This window comes from Bacteroides caecigallinarum (genome assembly GCF_021531075.1).
Classification (GTDB): Bacteria; Bacteroidota; Bacteroidia; order Bacteroidales; family Bacteroidaceae; genus Phocaeicola; species Phocaeicola caecigallinarum_B.
Genome location: NZ_JADYTJ010000049.1, coordinates 1 through 24,692 on the forward strand (window position 1 = coordinate 1; position 24,692 = coordinate 24,692).

A 24,692-nucleotide genomic window follows, 5' to 3' on the forward strand; every position below is an offset into this window, starting at 1 on the left:
TCTTTGGACAAATCAAATACGATATGGGATACAAAAGGTTCAGGCATTTTGGAAAAGACAAGGTCACAATGGACTTTGCCTTCTTTGCCATTGCTTTTAATATAAAGAAAATGTGTGCTAAAATCAAGAATCAGAAGATGACAGACAAAAATTATAAAAATATAAGAGTGGCGTAAGCCATATACAGCCGATTATACCGTTTGAAAGCATGGATATAGGGATATTACAGGAAAATTGAAAGCATACTCCATACTCTATGAAAAATGAGAAAGCAATGATTATATAACGAAAAGAGGATGCATCATTTTGACACACCCTCTTTTTGTCATTTGCTTTTCTTAAAAGTGGTGCCACCAGGAATCGTAATCTAACGATAAGTGGCTGAATATCTTTGATGTATCTTTTAGCTAAAGAAGTAATCTCCCGCTATTGCTCCACCGGAGGCTTGCAATATTTTGCAGTGTCTTGCGGAGTCGATTTCTTATTACTCTACAAAGGTAACGCTTTATTTTGAAATACAAGCAGATGCCTTGTGTTTTTGCTCCACCTCAGTGTGGAATTTATATTTCTCCCAAAATTAAGGTCTATGACATTGGCTTTTTCTGTTTAATCCATAAACACAACATGAATGTGTTTTTGAATCTAAATTGTCATATATTTACCATCCTAATTTTGAGTTATGATATGCTGATGGAGTGTGTTAGTAGATTTATATTACTATCACTCTAATTTACACACTAAAGACCAAAACCAAACAGGACATGATATTCTAATATTGAGAGTAAAATTGGCGGAAAATTTACTGTTTATAGATATTTCAAGAAGAAAATTCTCACTATCTGAAGTAAGGTATATGCTGTATGTTGATATATGAATGTTAGAATAATATTCAACAGAGAGTTTAACCTGAAAGCTATAGCTATATTTTTAAATAATAGCAAATATGACATCAAATATTGGATAATTTATTTTATCTTTGTTATTAAATTGGGCGTGTTATATATTTGCGCCCTAACCTTATTGTGTAATGTATTGATATACATAGTATTAACAATTGAGTAAATAACTGAATAATGAGTAGGCAAATATATCTACCTGAATTGCTAAGTATAAACATCAAGAATTATACTTTATATCCAAATGGTCTGGACTATACCTTTGATTTTGTTAAAGGTGTCAATCTAGTACTAGGTGGTAATGGTATGGGAAAAACCACTTTTGTTAATATTATTCGATTTGCTATTCTCGGACTATATAAAAAGCCTTTTGGATATACTCGTACTTACCAAGGGAATATTATAGAAAAGCGTCAATTGTTTCCACAAAAGTATTTTAGCAATCGTATGGATGACAGCATTCCAACAGATGCGTCTCCTACAGTATCGATTAGCATGAAGTTAAATAATGTGACAGTTGAATTGACAAGGGACTTATCTTCCATAACCTTGACCCAGCTTAAGGTAGATGGTGCAGAACTACCCGGTACCTTAATAAATCAATTTAGCTACGAAAAATTATCAGATACGGCAAAAATTAATACGTTACCTTATAAATATGAGAGAATCATTAAGGATAACACAAATCTAGAATTTGATGATCTGATATTTTTTGTAAACGAAGTACTCTTTTTTGGAGAAGATCACAAAACCATCCTTTGGAATGATGGTGATGTTTTCCCGGATGTACAAAGCGAACTATTCAACAAATATTTTAACGATCCAGATCTTGATAAGAAACGACAAGAAGCTATCAGAAAAGCAAAGTATTTTGATAGTTTGTCTCGACATAGCTCAGAAGACATGAGAGCCATCAATAAGGTTTTGAGCAAAATGAAGGATACGTCTATATCCACTGCCCACTCAACAGCCAACCAAGGAAATCCAGCTCTCGCTCTTATTAATTTGAAAGGACGGCTTGAGGAAATGGATGCTAGATTGGCATCTGTACAAAAAGAACGTGCTTCTAAGAGTCAAGACATATCGCTATTGCAGAATGAAATAAATAAAATCAGTTTATCTGCAAATGACATTGATAAACAATTAAAGCAAATTGAGGAGCAACTAAATAATCGTATATGGGAGACGCTGCACCCCTCATATCATGTTTTCATAAAGAATATTCAGTTGAATCACATTTGCCCGATGTGTAATCAGCCGAATGATGAATTGGTTGAGAAAGTAACAAATAATTCAAATAGTTGTTTTGCTTGTAATTTTCCAATTAATGAAAATACAGAAGATGACACGATATTAAGAAACCGTTTTAATGAAATAAATATACAGAGGAAAACATTATATCAGTCTATAAATAGCAAAAAGAAAACAATACAAAATATTGAACAACAAATAATTAGTTTAGATTCGGAATTCACAAAGATTGAATTGGAAAGAAGAATAATTCAGCAGAAAGTCAGAGAACTAGAGTATGAGAATGCAATGTCTGATAATAGTCAAAATTCTATTCAACCTTTTCTTGATGAAGTAAATCGTCTGACACAGCAAAAAGAGGCATATCAAAAACAACGAGACGAGCAGTATAATATAGTGAAATCCATTTCAAATGAGATAGAAGATGTCATAACAGCTAATGTTCATAAATTTTCCTCTATTTTTGCCCAATACGCAGGAAAATTCTTAGGTGTGCCTTGTGAATTAACATACATCAAGCAGGCTGGAGATGTGAACAAACGGTTTTATCCAGTTATTGATGGGAAAGTACGGTTTTACGAAGAAGAAATGTCGGAGTCTCAAAGATTCTTTGTAGATCATTCCTTCAGAATGAGTATTCTTACATTCTTCTATAAAACTCCATCTTTTTATATAGTAGAAACCCCGGATAGCAGTTTGGATATATCTTACGAGAGGAATGCAGCAAGTGTTTTTGCAGAATTTCTAACGAAGCCCAACTCATTGATCATAACATCAAATCTGAACAATAGTTTGTTTATTGAACATTTATTAGATCAGAAAGATATTAATCTTGGCATTGTAGGTTTATTAGATATTGCAAAAAAATCTACTATACAAAACACAAGTGAGCAATTAAAAACAATTTATCATCATATAAAAAACAGATTGGAATAATGTTAGAGAAGAATTTGATAAGAGCGAATGAAGATATTGTAACCGTTTCTGCTATTGCTAAAAGTATGGGGTGGGGAGCTGTTTCAGAACAATCTTTTCAAAGAGTATTGTATTTAGTGCAAGTCCTCTATTCTTTCAAGCATGAAGGAATAGAGAATATATTCTCATATTACCATTTTACTGTAACAACCTTTGGACCATATTCAGATTTGATAGAACGAAGTTTAGTCTATTTGAAGAGTTCTTTAATATTATGTGAAGATGAAGGTGGTTTGATTTTAAGTTCTAAAAAGGAGATTCCTATGAGTCAAGAAAAAGTTGAATGGCTTAGAACTGTTATGTATATGTTAGGCAAATATGGTGAAAAACGATTATTTGGCTTTATTGTTAATGATCCATCTTATGAGAATGCTTTGCAAACCAACAATGTTGACGGTATAGATACATCATCACCTGATAGCGAAACGCTTAAAGTTCTCAAAGATTTCAAAGTCGCTTTTGAGCAAACCCTTGACGATACATCAGCCATTAGCGATGAGAAATACATAGAGCTATATTTTGAATATATATTTAGCGAAATCATAAAGTAGCAGGTTATGAAAACAAAATTCAGCCAAAATGCAAACTTCAAGGATTTGCTAAAACGTAATCAGAATGCCATAGTGGATGCGGCATTGAATGGATTAGAAGCTACTGATAACTTTAAACTTATGCAGTCGCTTATAAAAGCTATGTGCGATAAACACCCAGACAATAGCTTTAAGTATATTGTCATATCAGAAGAAGACTTATTGAATCTTACCACTAATGCAGACAGTGCTATTGAACAATTGTTTACAGATCAATTATTTATTCAAAATCGCCATATAGTCATTGATTCTAATTTTAACATTCAAGAAGTCAATAATGACTTGAATAAAGATAATAACGAAACAAGACGCATCTTCACACAAATGTCAATGGATGGAGTAGTTGTGTTTATGGTGTCCCCAGAAGGCATTATCAATTATTTTGTTAATGGCCGCGATGGTGGTGATTCCATTTTCTACGAAAGTTCAGCTTTGCATTCATTCAATAGCAAAAAAACTATTTCAGAATTGCCGAGAGTACTTGAGGATTATAGAAAACACTTAAAACTTAGAGATACCTATTCCAAGTTCTTTGTTGAAAAAAGTCATTTAAAATCTCTGAGAGCTGATTTAGGTTCGGAACTTAGTGATGAACAATTTGTCAAAGCTAATAAGCAATTACTTAGAAACACTCCAGAAGATTGTTTCAGAGATGACTTACGTATGTTCTTAAAGGAAAAATTAAAAGTATTTTTCGTGCAGAAAGAGGTTATGTTGGAAAGTTTGAAGAGGCTAGATATTGCCATGATTGACGAGGATGGTGAGGGATTGTATTTTATAGAAATCAAGTGGGTTGGCACTAGTATTCATAAATTAGGAAAGAGAATAGGAACCACATATAGCGCTAAGCCACGTATTGTTCCTGAGGCATTCATACAATCAGCAGCTTACATAACAGAATTGTTGGCTGAAGAAAAAGATTTCAAGTTGGGATATTTGGCTGTATTTGACGCAAGAGAAGAAGAACTTCCGGATACAGGAACAGACATGACAATCGACCAAATACCAGAAAAAGATAGAGCGTCTTATTATAGACATATTAAATTAGCTGATTTTAGAGTAATAAACGAACACCCTAACTAATATAACAACTATGTACAAAGACTATAAATTCATAGATTGCACAGAGAAATACCATTCAGTTATGCAATTTGACAAAAACAAGAACGTTTTTGTACATCGTTGGTACCCTTTTGTAGAAGGATATTCCAAGAAGTTCATTGAAGACATTCTAAGAGAATTACCATTCGTACCATCTTGTGCCTTAGAGCCGTTTTGTGGTAGCGGAACAACTCCTGTAGAGTTACAGAATCATGGTATAAAGTGTTATTCATTTGAGGTTAGCCCTTTCATGCATCTTCTATCAACAGTTAAATTAAGCAGAAAATATAATATAGATAGTTTTGAGTATTATGTTAAGGCAATAACTAAAAAATTATCTCATACAAATCGGAATATACGTAAGCTAGAGTCATTGCCTTTTGGTGATACTGTTGTAAAAAGAAATCAGAATAAGAAGTGGAACTTTCATGATGCATCTATAGATGGTATTCTTGATATAAGACATGCCATTAGAACACTTGTTGACAATGATGATTATAAAGATTTATTTACTATCGCGTTAGCGTCAATCATTCTTCAAGCAAGCAATATGTTTCGTAATGGTAAGTGCTTGTCCTACAAAAAGGGATGGGAAACTAGAATTTTTAGCAGAAAAGATATTCATAATTTCTTTTTGGATAAATTAAATTCAATATTTGCAGAAGATATTAGAATCATCTCTAAAGAGAATCCGTCTGTACACAATTCAGAAATCTGCTATTTAGGCGATGTTAGAAAATGTATACAAAAAGTGCCTGATGGAGAAATAGATCTAATTATAACATCACCTCCATATCTTAACTCTAGAGATTATACTGATATTTATATGCTAGAATTAAAGGTTCTTGGACTAATCAATTCTCACGAAGAACTTCGTGTATTGCGTAAAAATACATTACGTTCTCATGTGCAAGTATCTTATGAGAATATTATTCCGATAGAGAATGAACGGCTAAAAAAGAGTCTATATGAGATGTCCAAAAATGAACAAAAAGTCTGGAATTCAGATATCATAAATATGATATGTGGATATTTTGAAGATATGCAATTCTTGTTTTCTGAATTTGCTAAAAAGATGCGGAAAGGTGGAATTATTTATTTTAATGTGGCAAATTCTGCATATTATGGTGTCGAAGTGCCTGTGGATTACATTATTGCAGATATTGCAGAATCTTGTGGCTTTAAAGTTAGAGAGATTCGTAAAGCCAGAGATTTAAAGACCAGTCCTCAACAAAGTGCAAAGATTGGTAAACTTCGAGAAAGTGTTATTGTAATTGATTATTAGCAAAATATTATAAATCAGAATATTAATAGTGACATTTGGGAGGCGATTTATCGATTGTTATAGCCGAAAAATCGTTATGGAGATATATTTATTAATTAACTAACAGGAAGTACATACAAGTTGACATAATCTTAAATATAAGTGTGATAATTACTAGCTAAATTATAAGTTACATTGTCTAAAATTTTGTGTAAATGGAAACAGAATTCAGCTGTAAGTCTATTCTTATATCTGAATTCTGTTTTCAAACAACATAGGCATAAATTAATTCATACTTTTGTCCTATCGGCTGCTCAATACAAACAATATCTTCATTGGTCATATTTTACTTAGTGTGAAGCAATCGTCTATATCAATCACGTTTCTTTTTCAACTAACATCACTTTTGTTCAAGGAATACATTATATCTTCAATTTCGGAAGTGCATCCACAGTGTTTACTGTCTTGAAAGATAGAATAATGACTGACAACAAAAGGTCAAGGATGTAACGTGGTTGCTCGTGTTCCCTTGACCAGTCGTTGGGGTCATTTTTGATTTGGGATGCTTTGTCGATAGTTACGGCATAGCGTTCCATTACCCAGTCGATAGCGGACTTACCATTAACGATGTACTCGTAGGCTTTGAGCGGAATGTTTTCAATAGTGATATGGCTGTTGTAAATGATACGTGTCTTGTCGGCTACGAGCTTGCCGTTTTCGTCACGCACTTTGGCAAAGCGCATCTTTTCCACGGCGAAGTATTGATAGGTTTCGTCAGCCCATTCATTTTGCCAGATGTCGATGTCGCCAATAACTTTTACGCCCAAAGAACGATGAGCGAGCATCGGAATATTTGCATAAAACGAATAATCACCATCTTTTCCAGTGCTTTGTTCATTGATTCCTTGCTCATAGTTCAAATGCAAGTCGGTCAGTTCTTTTCCGGCTTTATAAAAGGCCATGAAATCCTGTACGTTATCAACAATAGGAATGCGTGGCAATGATTTTTTCAAGTCATCTGCGAAACGTTCACGGTATTGCTTGGAATGAAGCAAGCCATACACATAGTAGAAAATATGTTCTTTAGTAATGGCTCGTGAACCACTGAAGCGATTGCGCACTTCTTTTAAAATCCAGTCTGTGATGCCATCGTGACGAATATAACGGTTTGTTTCTGCATCATCGAAAAGTGAACTTTGGGTATTCTTGTTTTCCTCATACCAAAACATAGGAAAACATTGACCAGCTCCAATAGAACTCCTATCCACAATATGAGAAGTAATTGATACAGAAAATTCTTTTTGTCCAGCACTTCCATTTACGCATATTGCAATATTATTATAACTATTTGGAAAGAACGACGGCATCAAATACCTACTCCAGTTAAGTGCTTTATTGAAGTAAAGATGTTGCTTAAAATAGGGACGGTATATTGCATCAACTATTGTTTTTGACTCAAATTGCAGTTTTTTACCCTTTTGTACATCCTTAAATAAAGCTTCATCCCACTTTATTTGAGTTTCGTCTTTATCTACAAAATGTGATGCAACAAGATTGTTATTTTGAGCTAATGCATTTATAAAACGATTTGTTTCAGAGTTATAAAAAGATATAAGTCTTAGACAATTATCGGTTAATGTCTGTAAATTTGAGTTATACACCCATGACTCTCGATTTGTTATGACACCTGTTGAATAATTTGAAAAAATAGAATGAGCATTTATATTCTTTTTCTTTTCAGGAGCAAATGGAATCAGACTATCATATAGTCCATCTCTTTGATTTATCCAATCTGCCTTTTCGTTCGGTTCTATAACTTGCCAATATAATTTTTGAGATGAAATTGATCGTAATTCTTTTACCATTTTGAGCTTTTGCTCACGACTAAGATAATCGCCGATGTCATGGTAATGAATGATGGCTTTTTGTCCTTTTTTGCTCGGATTCTTGACAAGGCAAGTGATTGCAATAGGTGTACGAGAACCGCTACCAAAAATTTTTCCTCCTTCTTTACGTGAAAGTTCACCCGATGTACGTTGATTTCCACGCAAATTCAGCACATAGATGGAGGTAAATGCTTGCTCAAAGCAACGGCGAATACCAGAACCTGCACTACTATCAAGCCAGGCACCATTACTAATAAATGCTACAATACCACCTTCGTCCTGTGAAATACGATCAGAGGCCCAACGAAAAGCCTTAATATAACTGTCATACAAAGATTTCTTTAATGAAGCTTCGGTAAATTTCACATACGTGTCTGCTATTCTTTTATCAAGGTTAGGATATTGAAGGTTTTGTGCATCATCATGTGCAGATTTTTGTCCTATTGAGTACGGTGGATTCCCCACAATAACTCTCACATGCGTAGCCATCTGTTTCTTTACTCGCTTGGAATTGTCCTGGAAGAACTCAGTAAAAAGCTCATTGTGCTTCTTCTCAGCCAGCTGGAAGGTGTCAGTTAGGCAGATTCCACTGTATGGTAGGTAAGTTTTACGACGGGTTATTTCGTGGTATACGGATTCTATGTTCACATCAGCTATATAATAGGCCAGCAACACGATTTCATTGCAATGAATTTCGTTCAGATACTTGCGTTCCATATCCTCCGGACGGATAAGACCGGACTGCAACAATCGCGTAATGAACGTGCCTGTACCCACAAACGGGTCAAGGATATGTACATTCTGTGCGGTCAGCGAAGTGTTGAACTCCGCCTTAAGAATGTCATCCACAGAACGGATGATGAAATCTACACACTCTACGGGCGTATAAACAATACCCAGTTTTTCCACTGTAAGCGGGAATGCGCCCTTAAAGAATTTCTCATATAGGTTCTTGATGATGGTCTGTTTTCCCTCCAAATTATCAATGCCACCCACATTCATGCGTACCGATTTGTAGAATTTATCCAGAATCTCGGTATCTTTCTCGAAAGCCTGTTCTTGCAAGAGGTCTATCATGCGCTGCATGGAACGGCTCACGGCGTTGTTATTCACGAACTGGTAATCGGCAAACAAAGCATCGAATACCGGACGGGTGATGATATGCTGTGCCAGCATCTCGATGGCCTGTGCCGCATCTACTGACGGGTTAAGGTCGCGCTGTAGCCCCTTGAGGTATTCGTTGAACGCCTTTTTGTGTATGCCGGACTGGATGAGTTTGGATATGCGCTCGATGAACTTATGCGCGATGAGTCCGATTTCCTTAGCCCAATTCTCCCAATATAGGCGGTCGCCGCACTTTTCCACGAGCTTGGCATACATGCCGTCCTGCAATTCACCGAATCTAAGTTCCAACTGACGGGCGATTTCCGCGTTCTCCATCTGCCGCGCTTCTTCCTCTCCCTCCTGAAAGCCTAATCCCGGCCTGCCGATAGTGACTGACGGGGTATAGGACTGTTTGTTTGGTTTCTGCTTGTTGAGTGCAATCTTATTCACCATCGCATTGAAACGGTCGTCGTGAGAGCGTAGCGCGTTCAGGATTTCCCAAACTACATCAAAGGTCTTGCTCTTATCAAGTGCTTCTTCTGCTAAAACACCAGAAGGCACAACAATAGGGATGATGATATATCCGTATTTCTTCTCATCGGGCTGTCCCTTGTGGAAAGTACGCATCACACGACCTACCGACTGTACCACATCCACCTGTGAATTACGGGCAGAAAGAAACAGTACGGCATCAAGTGACGGCACGTCTACACCCTCGGACAAGCAACGCACATTGGTTACAACCCGACACTCCCGGTCATTGTCCGGCTCATCAGCCAGCCATTGCAGGATTCCATTTCGTTCTTGTGAGTTCATAGAGCCGTCTATGTGTTTTGCGGTTATCGAAACGGTATGCGATAGGCTTTCGGCCTCTAGATTTTTGTCATACTTTTCCGATATTTGCGGCAGTACGGAAGCCACATATTTGGATGCGATGCCCGCCCTGCTTGCGCTCTTGTCAATGGAAGAACAGAACGCTACAGCACGGCGCATCATGTGTGGATCGGCATCCCATGTGCGGTGATCATCACCCTGTATCATCTTTGAGAGGCCGTTGATTACACCGATAAGTTTAGACGTATCATCAAAATTCAGTTCGGTGGTAGTATCGGTGATGTCTCGCTTGATATTATCAGGCACATCGTTTTCACCGACGGTAAGAACAAGTACCTTATAATCGGTCAGCAGTCCGTTTTGTACGGCATAGGAGAAATTCACACGATAGAACTCTTCTCCATAAAGAGCCTTGTCGTCCATTGAACAGAGGATGCAGTCCTTTTCAGAAGCCTTTACTTTGGCCGATTCACCGTACAGGCGCGGCGTGGCGGTCATGTACAACCGTTTTCGACCTTTCACATTGTTATCTGAATGTATTTTAGTGAAGTTGCTCTCGTCTTTATCAGACAGTTTTACACCCGTAGTGCGGTGTGCTTCGTCGCAGATTATGAAGTCGAACACACCATATTCGCCGTTTGTTTCGGAAAGTATCTCCTGTTGTGCCTCTGACACGGCATCAATGGACTGGTAGGTGGAAAACACTACCACCAGTCCGTCATGGCTGCGGTACTTCTTCAGTTGCGAGGCGATAGACTTCGGATTGGTAGATGCAGGTACGGCAAGGTCTACCACACTATCATCTGCATCATCATATTTGTTTTTCTGTATCTTACGTGAAGCCTTGGAATCCGAACAGATACAGACTGCCTTTATGGATTTTCCAGCATCAGCTGCCCATGCGTTAAGTGACTGACCCAACAGGGCGATGGACGGAACCATGAACAACACCAGTCCCTTGCCGTTCAACAACTGTTCGGCGATAAGTAACGATGTATAGGTTTTTCCTGTACCGCAGGCCATAATAAGCTTACCACGGTCGTTTCCCTCTGTAATATAATGCGTGTATGCCTTGGATATGGCATCAAGTTGATGCTTGCGCGGTTTTTTGCCTTCTATTAGTGCAGAGTTTCCCGTAAGACCATCCAACAGCTTTTGCCAATCCACTGGAGATGAATTCAGGTCGGCCATGCCAACGCGTGTCACTGGCGGTTCCTGATTACGGATGGCTTCCTCGGCATTGCTTCCCCAATGACTGGTAGTAGAAATCCATACGCGATTGGAAAAACGGGTTGTTTGAAATGTAATCTCATTCGTAAATGTGCGGCTGGAGGTGGCGAGGAATGAATCTAATGCTGGCTTGTCTATCGTGGCATCTTCGGCATAACACTTGCACTGGATGGCCCAATAGTCTCCTATTTCTGTCTTTGCCACAAGGTCTATACCTGTGTCTGTACCTCCGAAATCCTTACGTCCCGGAAACTCCTCCCATAGCCAGACTTTTTCCAATTCGTTGTAACGTGGGTCTGTCAGCAACCATGAGCGCATCAGTCGCTCGAACTTTGTACCTTTCTCCTTTTCCGTGAATGATTCGGTACGGAATTTATGCAGTATCTCTTTGAAATTCATCTCTTGATAAGAGATAAATGCAAGTAAAATCTCATTTGAAAATCAGTATGTTCTATACCTATGAGTATTTGATTGGCTCAACGGACGGATAGTTTTAATACAATTTATGGCATTATCAACAAGCTGTTTATGCTTATTTTTTCAGTATTTTGTGTACTTTTGCAGAAAAACTATAACTCTTATCAAGAGATTCGGCTTTTTACTAAACAATTTTCACGCCTATCCTGTTATAAGTCTTTCAGAATAAGTCCGTTCGCCTTATCCACCACATTTGTGTCAAGCGAAGCAAGATAGATGCGTGTCGTTTCTTCTGAATCGTGCCCCATACCTTCACTAATGACTGCAAGAGGGATATTTTTGCTTTTAGCGATACTTGCCCAGGCATGTCTTGCACAGTACATACTCAACGGAAGAGTCAAACCGACTAAACGGGCTATCTCTTTCAAAGCAATGTTTACACGAGAGATGGCATTTCTGTACTGTATCCGTTCATCGGTACATCGGGTGATTATTGGCAATAGGTATTGCATGTCAGAATAACTTTCATACTTATTTACAATATCTTCCATACACTTTTCCCATTTAACGGTGAGTTGCCGGCTAGTCTTTTTTCTCCTATATGTCAGAATACCATTTTTCAAATCCGATTTTCTCAGATATGCCATATCAACAAATGACATTCCACGGGTGTAGAACGAAAAAAGGAACATATCCCTTGCATAATCAAGATGCGGCTTCAATGTCAGATCAAGTTCCTTGATATACTTGATGACTTTTAGAGGAACAGCACGTTTCACTGTCTTGTCAATGCCTGTATAAACATGTCTAAACGGGTAATTCTGTTCAATCAGTTCTTTTTCCACAGCACGGTTATACACGGCACGCAAAATACGCATATAAAATGAAACTGTGTTGGGACAGATTCCTTTGCTTTTCAACCATGCCTCATATAGCATCATCATATCGCTATCAATTTCACAAAGAAGAATATCTTGTCCATAGCGAAACTTCATGAAACTGTTCAATGCCGCAGTATAAGTTTCTGATGTTCGTATTTTGTTCAATAATTCTAATTGTTTGATGATGCCTTGCATAAAATAAAAAAATGACTGTTCATTTACCCTGTTTTGAAAGGCTATTATAATATCATTCGCTGTATATGTACTATTCCGGTTATCCAGTTGTCGGATAATCATGTCCAGCCGCTTCAGGTCCCACTCCATGCGTTCCTGCAAGGAAAGGAGCAGATTGCTTCGTTCCGAACTACCGATAATGATACAGCTTCCAGCTTCGTTCCATTCATCCGTAAATATCCGGTAATCCGTCTTTAACTGACGGATTACACGGTTCTGGATAATCTGATAATAGATGGTGCCTTCCTTTCCCTCTATGGTGGAAGGTCTGAATTTTACTTTAACACTGGCCATATCAATTGGATTCAGATTCTACCTGTAATTTAAGTTTCTCATGCATCAGGCTGTCGGAAACAGCTTTCAGCTCGTTTTCGTACCCGTCGGCCTGTTTTCTGACCCATTCGATAGCCTTTTCGTCACGATGGATGTCAAAAACCTTGTTCAACCAGAGAATATCTCCCGGAGTACATCCGCTCCAGGAGCGGATGGCACGGAACTTCAGGGCGTCGTCTGCATATTGCCGGTTGGACTGCCAAAGTCTGATATTTCCCCATAAGGACAGGCTGCATACCACACCCATTCCGACCAAAAGAGAAAATACTTTACTTGACCTGATGTCAAAACTATGCCGGTGAATATGCCTTACGCATGTCGGGATCACTTCTTCTGCCTGTCCATCAGTAGGTGTTTCGGTCTTCTGTTCCAGCTTCCCGTTTATCATCTCAATTTTGTTCTTGATTTCTTCAAACAAAACATATGCATTGTCTTTTTCCATACTTTACCATCTTATTTTACGTTGTTTTTTCTTTTTCTTCTTTCTCAAATAATCGTCCGGATAGCCTTCAGGTTGTTCCGGTTGCGGGTTCGGTGTGAACAGACCTAAAGAACCGCTGTACAATTCACTGCCATGCGATTCCTGTTGATAGGTCGGTTCACTCTGAACAGCTACCTGTCTTTTTGTTTCCGAATATGACGGTGTCTTTAATGCGGCATCTATCTTGGAATAGCTGAACTGTCTGTCAATCTTGGAACCGCTGAAGGAATAACCGTTCATGATGAACACGACACCCTGTACTTCATCGGATTTTCCCTTGTATTTGAACCGTACATCCACTCCCTGTTCGCTTAATCCGGCAATCAGTTCCTTCCAGTTCCCGGCCTTTCTGACTTCCGTTTTAAGCAGACTGTAAAGTTCATACTTTGTCTTGTCCGGTTCCCTTAAACGTTCAGTCTTGACATGATCCTTACCTTTGGCCATGTGTAGCCCATATTTCAAGGTCAGTTCCTTGCAGATGCGTGCACTCCGTAACCGCTCGTTTTTGTCGGATATGGTCCTGCCATCATTGTCTATCCGGTTGTAGGCAATATGTATATGGGGATGCTCCTTGTCGAAATGTCTGGCTATAAAGAACTGCGTGTTCCTTATGCCCATCCGTTCCATGTATTCCAAAGCTATTTCTGCCATAATCCGGCTGGTCAGCCTGCTTTCATCCTCTTTGGAAAATCCCAGTGCAATGTGTCCGACCGGTCTGGATACTTTCGAATTCATGCCGGCCTGTGCTTCGAAAGCCTTTGTTATTGTGGCAACATCCTCAATGAACAAACCGGCATGTGCGATAATCCTGGCATTCTTTTTACTGTCAATGATATAACCGGTAACCTCACGGAATCCACTTCCCTTTACAATCTTGGCAATCATAGCAGGATATGGTTCAGCAGTTCTTCGATTCTTGCCACCTGTACACGGCATTCCAGCTTTGCCGTATCGAATCCTCCGGCATTTGCCTTATGAGCCAGCTGGTTCAGATTGTTCGCCATACCGCATAGCTTACGGATATAGTCGGAATGTTCCGCTGTAAGTCTTTGCCGTACATATCCTTTACGGAAACATTCCCTCAGGTATTCGCTAGCCGATATGCCTGCGCTTCTTGCCCTGCTTTTCAACGTGTAGTAATCCGGTGTCGCCAGTTTCACGGTAACACGATATTTCAGTTTGTCGGTCGTACTCTTGGGAGGACGGCCGCCCTTGTTGTTTCTTTCTGTATTCTGTTTCTTTTCCATCTGTTGACTATTGTATAAAATGAATGTACTGATTAGACCAGCGGGATGAACCTCTCACTGCATCCAGTAGTGGGAGCAAGCGGTTTCGGTCTGCCCGAAACACAAACTTGCTCCACTAAAAATCAGAGTCCCGCTATTTTGAGCATCTCTGAATATGCCCTCTATAAATCCGGAAGAAATAATACCGTTATCGGTATCATCTTATGGAGGGGACAGGCCTGTTTTTCCGTTTCTGTTCATCATGTATTTTCTCATTTTGTTTGCCATGTTCCGATATATCTCGGAATGAATTCTCTGGCAAAAAAAGAATATAAGTTACCAATAGTCAAACAGTTGGTCGGGATGTGGCAACAATGTAGCCTGTTGCACTTTGTATGCAGGGCAATCGGTGTAGAATGCGGTATTTTTCCTGTTTGATGAAACAATGAACCGGGGGGGCAAACAGTTACTGATTCATTGACTTGAATATTTACTGACTTAATGTCGTATTGTCGTATTGTTGTAAACATTCATGTCTGTGAATTATTGAAGGAACACTTCTTTGCTTCCTTATCTAATCAATGGCTTGGAAAAGTGATGAAGTAAGGTTACATGGAAATAAACCATTCCTTATCCATTGCTATGGACCTTTATTGAATCAGGTTCATAGATCTTTTATTCTGTAATTCATTATCGGATGGAGTCCCTGAATATAGGGATATTTGAAGAAAAGGATATGAAAGTGGCCTCATAACTAAGATAATCAGCGCCACATGCTGCCAGTTAGGCGGAAACCATTGCCTTTCAGAATATATGGCTTTTCTTTGTCGCAAACAACGAAAAAAGAATAAATATCAATCAACAAAAAAGGAAACGATATGGAATTTGTAGGAATAGAAAAACAACTGTTTGAAGAATTGGTGCGTAAGTTTGAATACTTTGAACATCGGGTCATGGAAATTTGCAACTGGGAGAACGACAGGACGTTGCACAAGTGGATGGACAATCAGGACGTATGCCGGTATCTGAACATCTCGCCCCGTACCCTGCAGACACTCCGTGATAACGGCACACTGCCTTTTTCTCAAATCAATCACAAGATATTCTACAAGCCGGAAGATGTACAGGGTATCGTCAAGAAAGTTGAGGACAGAAGAAAAGAGGCTCTTTACAGAGGCCGTAACATATAACAGTTAAACAATAACCACTAAATCCATAATAACATGAGTGAACTGAGAACAGACAGCAGAGAATGGGTACACTGTATCATGGGAAGTCTTGACCGTATGCTGGTCGGGATTGAGAATCTGGCGGTCGGAAACCGTCCCGTACTGGGTGGCGAACGCTATCTGACCGACAAGGAAGTGTCGGTACAATTAAAACTGAGCAGACGTACGCTTCAGGATTATCGTAATGAAGGAAGAATATCCTATTACCAGTTGGGAGGTAAGATACTTTATCGGGAGAGTGATATTGAGAAAATGCTTCAGGAGAATTATCGGGAAGCATATATGAGTGGTAAATAAAAGAAATAAAGGCTGTGTACCGGTCTGGATAAACCGATGTCACACAGCCTTTATGCTTGTATGATGAACAATTATAAATCTTCAGGCATGGGGATGACAAGGATAGACTCACTGCACCGGATTCCGTAGAATACGTCACGAACCCGCCCCTGCTGGGGTATCAGAATACCCTTTTCTACCAGATCTTTTATATCGCGTGCTGCTGTATCTGGTGATACCTTTACACGTTTTGCCCAGTTCTTAGCCGTCAGTTTGCCGGGATAACCGTCCAAATATAAATTCAAGACTTCACGTTGTCGTTCGGACAGAACTGTTTCGGCATGGGTTTGCCAGAATATGGCCTTGTTAAGAACCTTCGACAATGTTTCGTCGGATTGCTCGACAGAACGGAGTAGACAGTCAAGATACCAGATGATCCATTCAGTAATCTCGCAATTTCCCTTCTGTGTTTTCTCCAATATGTCGTAATACTGTTTTTTATCCTTGTTTATCTGATGTGAGATACTGAAAAAACGCATTTTTGAGTTTTCGGCCTGTGAAAGTGCCATATCAGCAATGGCTCGTCCGATTCGTCCGTTTCCGTCATCGAAAGGATGGATGCAGACAAACCACAAATGGGCTATCGCCGATTTTACATAGCCGTTATGTGAATCTGAATTGAACCAGTCCAAAAACCGATTCATTTCTTCGTCTATTCTTTCAGGAGCAGGAGCTACATAATGTACCTTTTCCCGGCCGAACATTCCAGAAATAACTTTCATATCTCCACTGCGGTATCGGGCTACATCTATTTTCGTCGGACCGCTCCATCCGGTAGGAAACAGGCAGTTGTGCCAGCCGAATAGTCTTTCATGGGTAAGCGGACTGTTGAAATTGACGGTTGCATCAAGTGCCATTTCCACTACTCCGTCTATATATCGTGAGGATTCGGTCGGATTCGGTAGTTGTACTCCGAGTTTGCGGGCTACAGATGAACGTACCTGTTCATTGTTCAATTCCACTCCTTCAATTTCTGATGATGCAATGATGTCATGAGAGATGGATTCAACTACGGCAGACATCCTGTCGTTAAAACCGATTACACTAAGGCGTCCCATCAGATAACCGACAGCTTTGTTTACCTTGTTCAGCTTCTCACCGACAAGTTCCTTGTTCCACGAAAAAGAAGGCCATTCTTTATGTTCATGTATATACATAGGCATCACTGTTTTCTGCAAATATACGGTTTTGCGGATAATTAACCGCAAATTTTGCGGCTTATTATCCGCATGAAATAGTGAAATCAATATTTATCAGCATTTTAGATATGACTTATGATTACCATTCATCATGCAGATAACCATTGACTTTTCAGTTTGGAACAGTCTGCTGATTATATACTTACGTAATTGTTGGGCCGGATAAGTATTAATCTGAAAGGCAAGCGCAAATATCATTTCCAGGTTATAGACTACCTGATATCCCTCTTTTAACGGAATACGTTGTTCTGCGGTGAATGGTTGCAAAATCTCAAGTTTATATATTCTTCTTTTCGCTGCTCGTAAGGTCGGTGCAACCACATTGAACAAGCCGACGAGTTCGGCTTCGTCCATACGAATCTTATCAGGATGGACAGCAGGAATAACAATCCTGCCGTCCTCCATTATATGGATAATTTCTCTTTTCATAAGCTACATGCAATTTGAAAGTACATCCCTTACATTATTCATATCTTTCAGAATGGAACTGTCGAGTACCCTTGCATAGTGCTGCGTCATCTTGATATTGGAGTGACCGAGCATTTTGGCTACATTCTCAATGCTTACCCCATTGGCCAAACAGACAGATGTGGCGTACGAGTGGCGGGCGGTGTGTGTAGTCAGGTTCTTCTTTATCAGACACAGGTCGGCAATCTCTTTCAGGTAACTGTTCATCTTCTGATTGCAGGGAACAGGCAGTAATACTCCTTTCTTTTTGCAGGCAGGATAATCTGCATATTTTCTCAGGATTTCCAAAGGAATATCCAGTAGCGGAATGTTACACATGTTCTTTGTTTTCTGACGTGGCTTCCTGATCCACAGGTTTCCGTTATTGTCTTTTACGATATGCTCAGGGGAAAGCTGTTGTACGTCAATGAAAGCCAGGCCGGTGAAGCCCGCAAAAATAAAAACATCACGGACTACGGTGATTCGCTCCAGAGGAAATTCCTTGTGGTAAATAGTCAGCAGTTCGTCCATGGTAAGAAATTCACGGATTACTTCTTTTTCATGGAATTTGATACCGATAAACGGGTCTTTGGCTATCCATTCATTGGCCAGTGCCAGATTGGTAATCTTTTTCAGACATTTCATATAACGGATAACGGTATTTTGCTGACATTCCTTTTCAGTCTTCAAATAAAATTCAAAGGCACGTACCAGCTCACCGTTGACTTCCGCCAGCGGCAGATCATCCTTTCCGTATTTCTGTCTGATAAGTTCGGCAAGATAACGCTTGCAGCTTTCATAACGGCGAACGGTAATCAGGGCATAGTCTTTCCCGACTAGGGCACGGCATTGGTCATTGTGCTCCTGCATGGTACCGATAAGGGTGCGTACCGCTTCCGGTTCTTTGTCCTGTCCGAAAAATATTTCCTGTAACAGACGTGCCGTTATAGGTTGGTTCTGTTCTTCCAGCTCACAAAAAATCTGATGTAATTTGATTCTCGCATTTTCGATATAGGCATTCAGATCACATGACTTGCGGCTTTTGCCTCTGGCGGATTCCTTAGCCTGACTCCAGAGAGACGGGTCAATGCTTTTGCGGATGTTGTTTTCAACTCGCGTACCATCTACAGTGATACGCATACAAACGGATGCTTCTCCGTTTTTCAGCAGCTTGGTCTTCTTCAAGAAGAAAAGCACATTGAATGAACTTCTTTTCATTTTCCTACAGTTTTTAGTTTGGACAAAAGTAGGAAACCGACCACGTTTTCTTGATACGCAAAACATTGCAAATCAGCGAGAAAGACTCTAATTCGGTGGAGATTTTTGCTCCACCTTTTATCTCCACCTTTTGCTCCACCTCGAACGGTAATATTTTGCCGTTTTTTGCGTGCTTGGGGAAAACAAAAAATCCTGATTTCGCTTGGAAATCAGGATTTTACCGTCTTTTGCTTTTCTTCAAAGTGGTGCCACCAGGAATCGAATAATACTATTCAAAGTCCTAATTTGCAATACTTTAATATCTTTGGAAAAATCCCCGAACCACTGAATCAGCCATATGCCAAATTCACCAATTTTCGATAGATTCTCGTTAATCATCATTTGACTTTACAAAGGTAAGAGTTCGGTTCTATTCCTCCAAATATTTATATAGTTATTTAGGGGTAGCTACAAGCTATTTTATAAAGTTTAGTTTTTGATTATTAGTGATTTAAGAAATGTCATTCAAATGCCAAAACTTTGTTTCTTTCCAATATATCTATAATGTCCTGTTCCTTATAGAGAATCTTTCCTCCTATTTTGTAATAGGGCAATTTACCATTCATTCTATATTCAATGAGTGTTCTTTTGGTTATTTTGAGAGCCTTTGATAATTCTTGTTCTGTTATATAGCGGTTCCCATCCAATATAGGTCTATAGATTAAAGAATTTGTATCCAATATTTGGGATATACCTTCCATGGCTTCAATAAATCTTTTGATTTCATTACTATCCTTATTCAATACCATCTGTCCCATTTCCATTATTAGTATGTGTTTTGAGGTTCTTCTTCATGTAGTTTAGAATATCTTCTTTTTTATAATAAATCTTTCTGTCTATACGACTGAAGGGGATTAGCCCTTTCTGTCTTAAAGACAACAGTTTTCTGTCTGATATATTCATAAGAATACATACATCCTGATTATCCAACCATTCACTCAGTTCAGATTTGGAAGAGTTCAGTCCTTTCAGTTGTTTTTCTATCTTGAACAATATGTTGTTCATTTCCATAAATGCGTTGACTTCTATATTCACTATCTCCATAATCATTCTTTTAGGTGTTTGAAACAAAAATAATATGAAGTAGCCACTGATAACAAGAACGTGTCATCAGATGTCATCAGGTATCACTACAAGTCATAATCACCATAGGTGTTAACCGGTTTCCAATTTTTTATTACATAGTTTACACTTTTAGTTTGCACTAAATATTAAGTAGAAAAAATTATATAACTGATTATCAGTGTTTAACAAATTTATTGACCTTTGTTTCAGATTTAGGCATACTATTTTCACTACTATAAGTATATACTCTTATAGTGCGCATGAAGAGAGTATCGATTTATTCACTTAATAACATTGGAATTATGTCATATATAGATAATGAGATACTCGAAAGACTTATAGGAACCATGGTAGAGGGATTTGCCCGCATTGAAAAGAAACTGGACCAGATGAACCGTCTGAAAGAATGTATGAACGGAGACAGACTGCTTGATAATGTGGATCTGGCAGAACTCCTTGGTGTGTCACAAAGAACTCTGGCACGTTACCGGCAAGAGGGCAAGATTAAATATTACTCGGTGGAAAAGAACGGGAAATCATTCTATCTTGCCTCAGAGATACAGAGTTTCCTTCTCCAGCGAGGTAAGAACATAGTAAATAATAAGTAGCAAATAGAATAAGTGACCGTATTCTGATGGAAAGATGATACGGTCACTTATGCATTACACTGGGATTGCGGTCATTTTCAATGTATCCAGATTGACATAGACACCGCGATACAGTGTCTTTCCTTCCTTGAACATTCTCCATAATATGTCACATCCGATATGTGCCAGTGTGGAGTTGATGAACAAATCCTGTTTTTCCAAAGCTTCCGCCAGAGAACAGCTTGGTCCCGATTCCTTTTCCTTGATTTTTGCATAGTCCACTTCCTCGGTGATGACATTCATTTTAGGCATGGGAATATATTCCTGTGAAGAAGGCTGGAGAACTTTCTCACGTACCGTCCCGATGATGACCTGTCCTTTTGTCTGGCTGTTCCCAAAATCCATCCAGTATATGGGAGCCGAATGGTCACTGAAGTTTTCTTTGCGGACTTTCTTCAGGAACTTCCAAAGCGTAAGACGTGAACGTATATTGTCCGTACAGGTTATGATGATATTTGCTGTGCTTTCTCCAGAAAAGTTCCTGGTGGGGAAACATTGCGGTTCTGCAGTCCATGCGTATCCGAAGAAACGGTTGATGCGTGTGACAAGTGATACGGCCTTGTTCAGTCCCAGTTCCGTCTCACTGAAAAGCTGGCGTCCTATATTGGCTTGGCTTACTGTGTCGGGATCGAATACGGTGACATGCAGTCCGGGATGGCCCAATGCTTGAAGTGCCATGCTCATACGTGCCAGATTGGTTATCACTTGTGAGCCTGTACCTCCGGCTCCGATGACGAATACCGTTACCGGATGACGCGGATTGAGCAGGTAGCGGTCGGTAAAATGTATCTTTTTCATGGAAGTATGTCTTTAAGTTTTTTATTCATGGGCTTGAGTTCGTTCATGTCGAACGGATTGTTTCTTATGTTTTCGGTGACGATGACAAGATTTGAAACGGTAGGATTCACATTTCCTCCCAGATGGGAGAATTCAGTCAGCCAGAACCGTTTTTCCCAGTATTCCAGCAGGGAAAGAAAAGTCGGGTTCTGTGGCTTGTCCAGTGAACTGCTGCCAAGGCAGACACTTGATCCGGTCACGTTGAAGAACGGGGCACGGAACAGCGGAGTCGTCTCCATCGGACGTTTTCCCTTGAAGGCGAATACGTCCATGCTTCCGTTTTTTACATGGTAGACAATTCCCGGCAGATTGAACATGCCGTCCTGTATATTGAGATCCTTGTGAAAGAACATCTGTCTCTTTCCGGGCGGATTGTACCAGATATATTCTTCCTGTCCTTTTCTCGGATTGCAGGCCAGCATGTTTTCGGGGACTCTGCCTGCCGGTATTCCGCTCATTTCTTCTGTATAGGATTCCAGCAGGGTATTCATGAATTCGTATGTGACGGGGATACCTGCCCCCATCTGTCCGCTTTTCCCGATGGGACGCAATTCTATGAAGTACCTGGTGTCAGAATTTCTTCTGTCTTCATACTTGTAGGCTATGATAGCAGCTTTCGGTACCATCATTTTCTGTATGTTTTGGGTCAGTTCATTCATGATGTTTATAAATTATAGGTAACATGTTCTACAAATTTCTCAAACCATTTTGAGAACCGTTCCGGATAATTCTCTGGTCTGAACAGTTTTTCAGTTTCCGGTGTGATGAATGTAAATGATACGGGAGTCTGGTTATATGTTTCCTGACAGTCAGTACTGAAACAGCTTTCCATGTCTTTGGTAACCGTATCCGTGATGGAATATGTAAGCAGAATCTGATATTCGAGCGGTGGCGGTTCGAAATCCCTTTCCTTTTCGCTTGCATAGTCATAATCATAATTCAATATATGAGGACTGTCTTTTGCAATCAGGGACATCCCTTCAGTAATCAGTTCCAAAAGTCTTTTTTCCTTATTGCTGGAAGGATTACAGTTGCGGATATGTTCTTCCAGATTCCTACAGAAAGCCCTGGAGTGCATCCGGCACAGTTTTCTGTGGATTTTCCCTTTCTCATATGACCTGAAAAGTTTTTCCTTTCTGTACAAATCCTTTTTCTCTTCCTCATCAAGCTGTTCAAAGTCCACATAATCGATACAGACTTCCGACATCTCAAAATAAGGGGTATCGGTTATATCCATCATCCTGTGATATTTGATGAACCGTCTGATGAACTCCAGTGTGATCCTTTTGATTTCACCTTTCAGTCTTTCTGTAAAATCTATCGGTATCAGGAATAGGGTGTAATCAGGCCATTCATGGAAATGATAGATACAGAACTGGAGCCTGTCACCGACAAGTTCCAGATTTACATGATGGGATACTATGGAATCCAGCGCATTATATAGCAGGCATATTTTTTCTCTTATGGAAGTCCTGCCTGTAGGATGGTATGGCAGCTCCACATCCAGGAGCTGCGCATACTTCATGGCTGAACGGTACAGGAAATCAAGATTCTCTTTGGTGGTGACATTTACCGTTACATCCCTGTCATTCTCCACATACAGGTCGGGAGCGATGGAAGATATTCTCGTGTTCAGAAAACCATGAGGCTTTCTGCTGGAGGGAGTTTTCTTTTCTTTCTGCTCCTGATGCCCCGGCTTATGTCCGTATTTTCGAGTTCCGATATGATAAGTCTGGCTAAATTTTCCAAAGCCCGTTCCGTAAGTTGTGTACATGGTTTTTTATTTTTATGTTGTCCTTTTTTCATGTCCTTACCCTTTCACTCCGATGGTTGTCTTGAATTCATATACTGCCCGGTCGTCTTCGATTTCCGGTCCGTGTACGGTCGCGGTGGTCAGTTCCGGATAGTTCATTGAATAGAAATCCATTACTTCAGCCGGAGACATGTTTACGTTCGGATCATCCAGTACGATTTCCTGACTGTTCTTCTTCATCTTGAATACTCTTTTCATTCCTTTAATTTCCAGTGCCATATTGTTTATTGTTTATTGGTTTTACAAATCATTTATTTTTATAATCAGCAGTATACCATTTCTACCTGTGCCTCGTCCTTCATACGGTACTCAGCCGGAAAATCCGGATATTCAGCATACGGGTCCTCTCTTAGAAGTTCCCTGTCATTCTCGTCTTCCGGATCGAAGCAGAATGTATCATGGGCTGCCGGTGCAGTCTGGTATTCCCGTCCGTTTCCGTTCTGTACCTGTGCTGTTCCGTTCGGTATATGGTCGTTTGTCGGCTGCCGTACCTGTTGTTGTGGATAAGGAGCCGTCTCAGGTTGGTAAGCCGGCTGCTGCGGATAGGGCTGCATTGTAGCTCCTTGTGGCATACCTGTTCCTTGCATTACGGGGCGGTTTGGAGCAGGTTGGATATATGCTCCGTTCATTCCATATACCGGTTGAGGCATTCCCTGTGGAATCTGTTGTGGAGCAGACTGCATGACAGGTTCAGGATTCATAGTATGGGTCTGCTGCTCCGGGAATATGCTTGTTTGCATACCGGGCTGTGACTGACCGTTCATATTGCCTTGTGGTTGGGGAATTACCGGCTCCGGTTCCTCTGCCATACCGAACAGACTTCCTTCGCTGGCCTGTTTCTGTACTTCCTGCATCTTTTCGTCAATCTCCTTCTGTTTTTCTGAAGGAGCCAGCACTCGTGCCTGTTTCAGCCATGTCATTGCTTCGGAGAACCTTTTTGCGGCAGTTGCATCATCAGCCTTCTTGAGGAGCTTTTCCATCTTTTCACGTTTTTCCCTGGCTTCCTTTGATTCAGCCGGTACTGTTGGAGTTTTGGATGATTTGGCCTGTGATGTAGCCTTTTCTGCCTGTTTCTCGAAATTTTCCGCATTGACAAGCAGTCCCTGTACCTTCTGTATCGGTTGGAGTATGGTCTGCAGGAAGCCCATATCCAGTTCTG

At 39.9% G+C, this 24,692-nt stretch carries 23 protein-coding genes; 8 read left to right on the forward strand and 15 right to left on the reverse strand.

The features are described from left to right. From I6E11_RS11905 to I6E11_RS11925, 5 genes are all read left to right on the forward strand, one after another. Positions 1 to 176, forward strand: a 176-nt coding sequence (locus I6E11_RS11905; RefSeq protein ID WP_235338263.1) for a transposase, incomplete at its 5' end; no start/stop codon positions are given. Positions 177 to 1,073: 897 nt separating this feature from the next. Continuing rightward, positions 1,074 to 3,083, forward strand: coding sequence for an AAA family ATPase (locus I6E11_RS11910; protein ID WP_235338249.1), 2,010 nt, complete (start codon positions 1,074 to 1,076; stop codon positions 3,081 to 3,083). Further along, complete coding sequence (locus tag I6E11_RS11915) at positions 3,083 to 3,673, forward strand: hypothetical protein (RefSeq protein WP_117747742.1); 591 nt, start codon at positions 3,083 to 3,085, stop codon at positions 3,671 to 3,673. Before I6E11_RS11910 ends, I6E11_RS11915 begins: the two co-directional genes overlap by 1 nt. A gap of 6 nt (positions 3,674 to 3,679) precedes the next feature. After that, the gene (locus I6E11_RS11920) at positions 3,680 to 4,795 is read left to right on the forward strand and encodes a hypothetical protein (protein WP_235338250.1); all 1,116 of its coding nucleotides are present in this window, start codon (positions 3,680 to 3,682) and stop codon (positions 4,793 to 4,795) included. Positions 4,796 to 4,805: 10 nt separating this feature from the next. Beyond that, the gene (locus I6E11_RS11925; RefSeq protein ID WP_117747744.1) at positions 4,806 to 6,098 is read left to right on the forward strand and encodes a DNA modification methylase; all 1,293 of its coding nucleotides are present in this window, start codon (positions 4,806 to 4,808) and stop codon (positions 6,096 to 6,098) included. A 401-nt stretch (positions 6,099 to 6,499) separates the two neighbouring features. Here the strand turns inward: I6E11_RS11925 and I6E11_RS11930 are convergent, their stop codons facing one another. The 5 genes from I6E11_RS11930 to I6E11_RS11950 all read right to left on the reverse strand — a co-directional run bounded on the left by I6E11_RS11930 (position 6,500) and on the right by I6E11_RS11950 (position 14,724). Beyond that, positions 6,500 to 11,530 carry a DEAD/DEAH box helicase gene (locus tag I6E11_RS11930; RefSeq protein WP_235338251.1) on the reverse strand — a complete coding sequence of 1,677 codons (5,031 nt, stop codon included), beginning with the start codon at positions 11,528 to 11,530 and terminating at the stop codon, positions 6,500 to 6,502. Between the two features lie 227 nt (positions 11,531 to 11,757). After that, a complete protein-coding gene (locus I6E11_RS11935; protein WP_235338252.1) occupies positions 11,758 to 12,957 on the reverse strand; it encodes a tyrosine-type recombinase/integrase in 1,200 nt (399 codons plus the stop codon). Position 12,958: 1 nt separating this feature from the next. Beyond that, complete coding sequence (locus tag I6E11_RS11940; RefSeq protein ID WP_235338253.1) at positions 12,959 to 13,438, reverse strand: hypothetical protein; 480 nt, start codon at positions 13,436 to 13,438, stop codon at positions 12,959 to 12,961. A 3-nt stretch (positions 13,439 to 13,441) separates the two neighbouring features. Then, positions 13,442 to 14,362 (reverse strand): relaxase/mobilization nuclease domain-containing protein, encoded by a 921-nt coding sequence (locus tag I6E11_RS11945; protein ID WP_235338264.1) that lies wholly within the window; start codon positions 14,360 to 14,362, stop codon positions 13,442 to 13,444. Then, positions 14,359 to 14,724, reverse strand: a complete 366-nt coding sequence (locus I6E11_RS11950; protein WP_009319097.1) for a MobC family plasmid mobilization relaxosome protein — start codon at positions 14,722 to 14,724, stop codon at positions 14,359 to 14,361. Before I6E11_RS11950 ends, I6E11_RS11945 begins: the two co-directional genes overlap by 4 nt. Positions 14,725 to 15,581: 857 nt before the next feature. On the opposite strand from I6E11_RS11950, the gene I6E11_RS11955 reads away from it, so the two are divergent. Both I6E11_RS11955 and I6E11_RS11960 read left to right on the forward strand, forming a co-directional pair. Next, positions 15,582 to 15,893: a helix-turn-helix domain-containing protein gene (locus tag I6E11_RS11955; RefSeq protein WP_181214301.1), complete on the forward strand. Its 312-nt coding sequence runs from the start codon at positions 15,582 to 15,584 to the stop codon at positions 15,891 to 15,893. Positions 15,894 to 15,926: 33 nt separating this feature from the next. Continuing rightward, positions 15,927 to 16,229: a helix-turn-helix domain-containing protein gene (locus tag I6E11_RS11960; protein ID WP_235338254.1), complete on the forward strand. Its 303-nt coding sequence runs from the start codon at positions 15,927 to 15,929 to the stop codon at positions 16,227 to 16,229. A gap of 71 nt (positions 16,230 to 16,300) precedes the next feature. On the opposite strand, the gene I6E11_RS11965 is transcribed toward I6E11_RS11960, so the two are convergent. The 5 genes from I6E11_RS11965 to I6E11_RS11985 form a co-directional block, all read right to left on the reverse strand. Continuing rightward, positions 16,301 to 17,425, reverse strand: a complete 1,125-nt coding sequence (locus I6E11_RS11965; RefSeq protein ID WP_235338255.1) for a Fic family protein — start codon at positions 17,423 to 17,425, stop codon at positions 16,301 to 16,303. A 96-nt stretch (positions 17,426 to 17,521) separates the two neighbouring features. Beyond that, positions 17,522 to 17,896 carry a hypothetical protein gene (locus I6E11_RS11970; protein ID WP_235338256.1) on the reverse strand — a complete coding sequence of 125 codons (375 nt, stop codon included), beginning with the start codon at positions 17,894 to 17,896 and terminating at the stop codon, positions 17,522 to 17,524. Positions 17,897 to 17,899: 3 nt separating this feature from the next. Beyond that, entirely contained in the window at positions 17,900 to 19,132 is a 1,233-nt protein-coding gene (locus tag I6E11_RS11975; protein WP_235338257.1) for a site-specific integrase, read from the reverse strand. 500 nt (positions 19,133 to 19,632) lie between these two features. Then, positions 19,633 to 19,929 carry a helix-turn-helix domain-containing protein gene (locus I6E11_RS11980; RefSeq protein ID WP_235338265.1) on the reverse strand — a complete coding sequence of 99 codons (297 nt, stop codon included), beginning with the start codon at positions 19,927 to 19,929 and terminating at the stop codon, positions 19,633 to 19,635. Continuing rightward, the gene (locus tag I6E11_RS11985) at positions 19,907 to 20,215 is read right to left on the reverse strand and encodes a helix-turn-helix domain-containing protein (protein ID WP_235338258.1); all 309 of its coding nucleotides are present in this window, start codon (positions 20,213 to 20,215) and stop codon (positions 19,907 to 19,909) included. The genes I6E11_RS11980 and I6E11_RS11985 overlap by 23 nt, the downstream gene beginning before the upstream one ends. Before the next feature lie 323 nt (positions 20,216 to 20,538). Here I6E11_RS11985 and I6E11_RS11990 point away from each other — a divergent pair, with 323 nt between their 5' ends. Next, positions 20,539 to 20,844, forward strand: a complete 306-nt coding sequence (locus I6E11_RS11990) for a helix-turn-helix transcriptional regulator (protein WP_072542225.1) — start codon at positions 20,539 to 20,541, stop codon at positions 20,842 to 20,844. 54 nt (positions 20,845 to 20,898) lie between these two features. Here I6E11_RS11990 and I6E11_RS11995 read toward each other — a convergent pair whose 3' ends face one another. From I6E11_RS11995 to I6E11_RS12015, 5 genes are all read right to left on the reverse strand, one after another. After that, positions 20,899 to 21,681 carry a PRTRC system ThiF family protein gene (locus tag I6E11_RS11995; RefSeq protein ID WP_235338259.1) on the reverse strand — a complete coding sequence of 261 codons (783 nt, stop codon included), beginning with the start codon at positions 21,679 to 21,681 and terminating at the stop codon, positions 20,899 to 20,901. Continuing rightward, positions 21,678 to 22,379 carry a prokaryotic E2 ligase family D protein gene (locus tag I6E11_RS12000; protein ID WP_235338260.1) on the reverse strand — a complete coding sequence of 234 codons (702 nt, stop codon included), beginning with the start codon at positions 22,377 to 22,379 and terminating at the stop codon, positions 21,678 to 21,680. Before I6E11_RS12000 ends, I6E11_RS11995 begins: the two co-directional genes overlap by 4 nt. 5 nt (positions 22,380 to 22,384) lie before the next feature. After that, positions 22,385 to 23,494, reverse strand: a complete 1,110-nt coding sequence (locus I6E11_RS12005; RefSeq protein ID WP_235338261.1) for a peptidase — start codon at positions 23,492 to 23,494, stop codon at positions 22,385 to 22,387. A gap of 36 nt (positions 23,495 to 23,530) precedes the next feature. Next, the gene (locus I6E11_RS12010; RefSeq protein ID WP_004326366.1) at positions 23,531 to 23,752 is read right to left on the reverse strand and encodes a PRTRC system protein C; all 222 of its coding nucleotides are present in this window, start codon (positions 23,750 to 23,752) and stop codon (positions 23,531 to 23,533) included. Positions 23,753 to 23,796: 44 nt separating this feature from the next. Further along, the coding region (locus I6E11_RS12015) for a PRTRC system protein E (RefSeq protein ID WP_235338262.1) at positions 23,797 to 24,692 on the reverse strand (896 nt) is incomplete at its 5' end.

Coding starts and splice junctions, on each gene's coding strand:
- I6E11_RS11910 (WP_235338249.1), top strand. CDS start 1,074: ATGAGTAGGCAAATATATCTACCTGAATTGCTAAGTATAAACATCAAG.
- I6E11_RS11915 (WP_117747742.1), top strand. CDS start 3,083: ATGTTAGAGAAGAATTTGATAAGAGCGAATGAAGATATTGTAACCGTT.
- I6E11_RS11920 (WP_235338250.1), top strand. CDS start 3,680: ATGAAAACAAAATTCAGCCAAAATGCAAACTTCAAGGATTTGCTAAAA.
- I6E11_RS11925 (WP_117747744.1), top strand. CDS start 4,806: ATGTACAAAGACTATAAATTCATAGATTGCACAGAGAAATACCATTCA.
- I6E11_RS11930 (WP_235338251.1), bottom strand. CDS start 11,530: ATGAATTTCAAAGAGATACTGCATAAATTCCGTACCGAATCATTCACG.
- I6E11_RS11935 (WP_235338252.1), bottom strand. CDS start 12,957: ATGGCCAGTGTTAAAGTAAAATTCAGACCTTCCACCATAGAGGGAAAG.
- I6E11_RS11940 (WP_235338253.1), bottom strand. CDS start 13,438: ATGGAAAAAGACAATGCATATGTTTTGTTTGAAGAAATCAAGAACAAA.
- I6E11_RS11945 (WP_235338264.1), bottom strand. CDS start 14,362: ATGATTGCCAAGATTGTAAAGGGAAGTGGATTCCGTGAGGTTACCGGT.
- I6E11_RS11950 (WP_009319097.1), bottom strand. CDS start 14,724: ATGGAAAAGAAACAGAATACAGAAAGAAACAACAAGGGCGGCCGTCCT.
- I6E11_RS11955 (WP_181214301.1), top strand. CDS start 15,582: ATGGAATTTGTAGGAATAGAAAAACAACTGTTTGAAGAATTGGTGCGT.
- I6E11_RS11960 (WP_235338254.1), top strand. CDS start 15,927: ATGAGTGAACTGAGAACAGACAGCAGAGAATGGGTACACTGTATCATG.
- I6E11_RS11965 (WP_235338255.1), bottom strand. CDS start 17,425: ATGTATATACATGAACATAAAGAATGGCCTTCTTTTTCGTGGAACAAG.
- I6E11_RS11970 (WP_235338256.1), bottom strand. CDS start 17,896: ATGAAAAGAGAAATTATCCATATAATGGAGGACGGCAGGATTGTTATT.
- I6E11_RS11975 (WP_235338257.1), bottom strand. CDS start 19,132: ATGAAAAGAAGTTCATTCAATGTGCTTTTCTTCTTGAAGAAGACCAAG.
- I6E11_RS11980 (WP_235338265.1), bottom strand. CDS start 19,929: ATGGGACAGATGGTATTGAATAAGGATAGTAATGAAATCAAAAGATTT.
- I6E11_RS11985 (WP_235338258.1), bottom strand. CDS start 20,215: ATGGAGATAGTGAATATAGAAGTCAACGCATTTATGGAAATGAACAAC.
- I6E11_RS11990 (WP_072542225.1), top strand. CDS start 20,539: ATGTCATATATAGATAATGAGATACTCGAAAGACTTATAGGAACCATG.
- I6E11_RS11995 (WP_235338259.1), bottom strand. CDS start 21,681: ATGAAAAAGATACATTTTACCGACCGCTACCTGCTCAATCCGCGTCAT.
- I6E11_RS12000 (WP_235338260.1), bottom strand. CDS start 22,379: ATGAATGAACTGACCCAAAACATACAGAAAATGATGGTACCGAAAGCT.
- I6E11_RS12005 (WP_235338261.1), bottom strand. CDS start 23,494: ATGTACACAACTTACGGAACGGGCTTTGGAAAATTTAGCCAGACTTAT.
- I6E11_RS12010 (WP_004326366.1), bottom strand. CDS start 23,752: ATGGCACTGGAAATTAAAGGAATGAAAAGAGTATTCAAGATGAAGAAG.